At 65.5% G+C, this 3,145-nt stretch carries 4 protein-coding genes and 1 pseudogene; 4 read left to right on the top strand and 1 reads right to left on the bottom strand.

Annotated features, from left to right (window positions below):
* The 3 genes and pseudogenes from VK519_RS04435 to VK519_RS04425 form a co-directional block, all read left to right on the top strand.
* Positions 1–240 (top strand): annotated as a pseudogene (locus VK519_RS04435) (penicillin-binding protein 1C); the annotation flags it as partial.
* Positions 241–300: 60 nt separating this feature from the next.
* Complete coding sequence (locus VK519_RS04430) at positions 301–876, top strand: Xre family toxin-antitoxin system antitoxin (RefSeq protein WP_324347923.1); 576 nt, start codon at positions 301–303, stop codon at positions 874–876.
* The gene (locus VK519_RS04425; protein ID WP_324347922.1) at positions 873–1,346 is read left to right on the top strand and encodes an RES family NAD+ phosphorylase; all 474 of its coding nucleotides are present in this window, start codon (positions 873–875) and stop codon (positions 1,344–1,346) included. The genes VK519_RS04430 and VK519_RS04425 overlap by 4 nt, the downstream gene beginning before the upstream one ends.
* On the opposite strand, the gene VK519_RS04420 is transcribed toward VK519_RS04425, so the two are convergent.
* The gene (locus VK519_RS04420; RefSeq protein WP_324347921.1) at positions 1,343–2,305 is read right to left on the bottom strand and encodes an alpha/beta hydrolase; all 963 of its coding nucleotides are present in this window, start codon (positions 2,303–2,305) and stop codon (positions 1,343–1,345) included. The two genes, VK519_RS04425 and VK519_RS04420, sit on opposite strands and share 4 nt — an antisense overlap.
* A gap of 56 nt (positions 2,306–2,361) precedes the next feature.
* Between VK519_RS04420 and VK519_RS04415 the strand changes: the two genes are divergently transcribed.
* On the top strand, positions 2,362–3,145 hold a 784-nt coding region (locus tag VK519_RS04415; RefSeq protein WP_324347920.1), incomplete at its 3' end, for an NAD(P)/FAD-dependent oxidoreductase.

Below are 3,145 nucleotides of genomic sequence, written 5' to 3'. Positions count from 1 at the left end.
GGCACCACCTACACCATGCGTGTCTCGCGCCTGGGCACCGAGCAGATCAGTTTTTCGGCCACCAGCGATGCCGATGCCCATGAGCTCTACTGGTTCGTCGACGACGCCTACCTTGGCAAGTCGAAGGCCGGCGATGCGCTGCTGTGGCAGCCCGAGCGGGTAGGGCACTTCCTGGTGCGCGTGGTGGACGACCATGGGCGAAGCGATAGCCGGCCGCTCGACGTGGCGGTGACGCAGTAAACAGCCGGTTTGCTCGCATGTCTTGATTGGGCTAGTATAAAAGCCCAAAGGAGCTACGCCATGGCCTCGACCGAAAATCGCCGCAAGCGGGGTAGCCTTGCCGCCTCTGCCGCACCGCTGCGCGCAACACGCCGCGCGGGAAAGCGCGTGGCCGGCGCGGAGCAGGCGATGTTCGCCCGGTTGATGAGCGGCCAGATGGACCTGGACGGCAGCGCCTTCATGGTGATCGAGCGCGCGGGCAGCCTGGAGCGTGCCGAGAGTGTCCGCCACGGACTCTCGCCCCGGGTATTCGTCAACCTGGCAGCTTCCTTGCGTCTTCCGCAAACCACCTTGCTCGATAACCTCGGGCTGCCGCACTCCACCATGAAGCGCAAGGCACAGCATGATGAACTGCTCGGCCGCCTGGAAAGCGAGCGCGTGATGGGCGTGGCGCGCCTGGTGGGCCTGGTGCAGTCGATGGTGGAGGAAAGCGGCGAGCCGGAGGGCTTCGACGCCGCCCAATGGCTGGGCCGCTGGATCCAGGTACCGGTGCCGGCCCTCGGTGGCCGGACGCCGGCGGACATGCTTGATACCGCGGCCGGCCAGGAGGAAGTGGCCCGGTTGCTGCGCCAGGCGCAAGCGGGCGTCTATGCGTGAGCAACGCCTTTCGCATCGCCTCGCATACCCGCGATTACGCAGCCACTGATCTTTCCGGTGCAGGTGCGGCGGCCGTGGGCGGCCGATGGAATCGCATCGGAACGCCGCTGGTCTACGCCTCGCCTACGATTTCCCTCGCGGTGCTCGAAACCATGGCGCACCTGGGCAGCGGCAGCCTGCCGCTCAATCGCTTCATCGTGGCGCTGGATATCCCCCAGAAGCTACTCGATGCCGCGATCGTGGCCGATCCTCCGGAAGGGTGGGATGCCGAACCTGCCAGCCTTACCTCGCTGGACCTTGGCGAGGCATGGGCCAAGCGCGGTGCCAGCGCGATCCTGCATGTGCCCTCGGTGATCGTGCCGGAGGAATGGAACATCCTGATCAATCCGTTGCATCGCGACGCCCGGCGGATCAAGGCGTCAATCGTGCGCAAGCAGCAGTACGACCGGCGCATCCGCCTGGGCGACTAAGGCCTGGCCGAGGCAATGAAACCGGCAATGACATCCACCAGCCCTGGTGCCAGCGGCATGGACGTATCGCCGTAGCTGGCGATATTGGCCCCCTGGCCTTCGGCGGGACGGCGCAGCACGTGGTTCATGCCGGGAATGACCTTCAGTTCCACGCCCGGCCTGGAACCCGCCAGCGCATGGGCGTCGGTCATGTTGATCTGCAGGTCGTTGTCGCCTTGCACCACAAGCACCGGTCCCTTGTAGGCCTTGAGCAGTGCGACGGGATCCTTCTGGAACCAGTTGATGATGTAAGGCTGGACGTCTTCCTTGAAGAGAGGCAGGAAGGGCGGCGGTATCTTCGATGCGTCCACGCGCTTGCCTTGCCTCAAGTCCTCGATCACCGGCAGCACCTGTGGCAGGAACGGCGCATTTGCGGGATTCGCCTTGAGCTGCTCGATCAGGATGTCTGCCGCCTTCCGGCCGGCGCCTGAAATCAGGATGAGCCCGCAGATGCCTTGCGGTTTCTGCGCGGCGATTTCGGCCACCAGCACGCCCTCGCTGTGGCCCAGCAGCCACACACAGCGCTGCTTGGTGGTGGTGGCGAGGTATTTGGCCCAGGCGTGCGTGTCGTCGGCGTAAGCGTCGATGGTGGTGTTGTTCGGATTGAAACCCTCGTGGCGACTACCGAACATGCCGCGCTTGTCCACGCGCACGCTGGCGATGCCTTGCTCCGCCAGCGCGTTGGCCAGCTGGCGGTATGGCCCGCCCTTCACGCCCATGGGATTGTCGCCGTTGCGGTCGGTGGGGCCGGAGCCGGGCAGGATCACCACCGCCGCTTTGGTGGGTCCTTGCGCCGGTTGTACCAGCGATCCTGCAAGCGGCCCGATGGGGCTATCGACGTGGACATCGGTTTCGGCGGCATGGGCGGTCATGGCGAGGCCTGCGAAGACGAAGGCAGCGGTAAGGACAAAGTTGCGCATGGTGCATTCCCTGGCAGTTGAACCAGCCGGATCATAGCGCGCTATGCTCGTCGGCGATGTCTGCCCCGTCACCCTCTTATTATCGCGTTGCCGCCGGCGAAGTACCCGCGCGGGAGCCCTTGCGTGGACGCGTGGATGTACGCGTTGCCATCGTGGGCGGCGGCTTCGCCGGGCTCAACACGGCGCTCGGTCTGGCTGAGCGTGGCGTGACGGACGTGGCCTTGCTGGAGACCCAGCACATCGGCTTCGGCGCATCGGGTCGTAATGGCGGTTTCGTCTTCGCTGGGTATTCCCTCGGCGAGGAGTCCCTGATCGGACGCGTCGGCGAGCAGCAGGCGGCACGGCTCTACGCCCGCACCGTGGACGCGGTCAACCTGATCCGCCAGCGTGTATCGCAGTACGGCATCGATTGCGACCTGTTGGACAAGGGCGTGGTCTGGGCGAACTGGTTTCGTGATCCGGAAGTGCTTCGCCGCCGCCAGCGGTTGCTTGAATCCACGTTCGACGCACAGTGGCACTGGCTGCCTGCGGCCGACCTTTCCGAATGGCTGCGCACCCGCCGCTATCACGATGGCCTGTACGAAGCGAACGCGCTTCACCTCAATCCACTGGCGTATGCCCGAGGGCTGGCCGACGCTGCCGTTGCGCGCGGCGTGCGCATCCATGAAGACAGCCGCGTACGCTCGATCAGGCGCGATGGTGCAGGATGGATCGTCCGCACGCCCGAGGGCGAGTTGCGCGCCGAACACGTGGTGCTTGCCTGCGGCGGGTACCTGGCGGGGCTGCGTCGAAGCATTGATCGCGCGATTCTTCCCATCGCCACTTATGTGATGGTGACCG

This window comes from Pinirhizobacter sp. (genome assembly GCF_035317885.1).
Taxonomy (GTDB): domain Bacteria; phylum Pseudomonadota; class Gammaproteobacteria; order Xanthomonadales; family Rhodanobacteraceae; genus Pinirhizobacter.
This window is presented reverse-complemented; position numbering and strand designations above follow the sequence as displayed.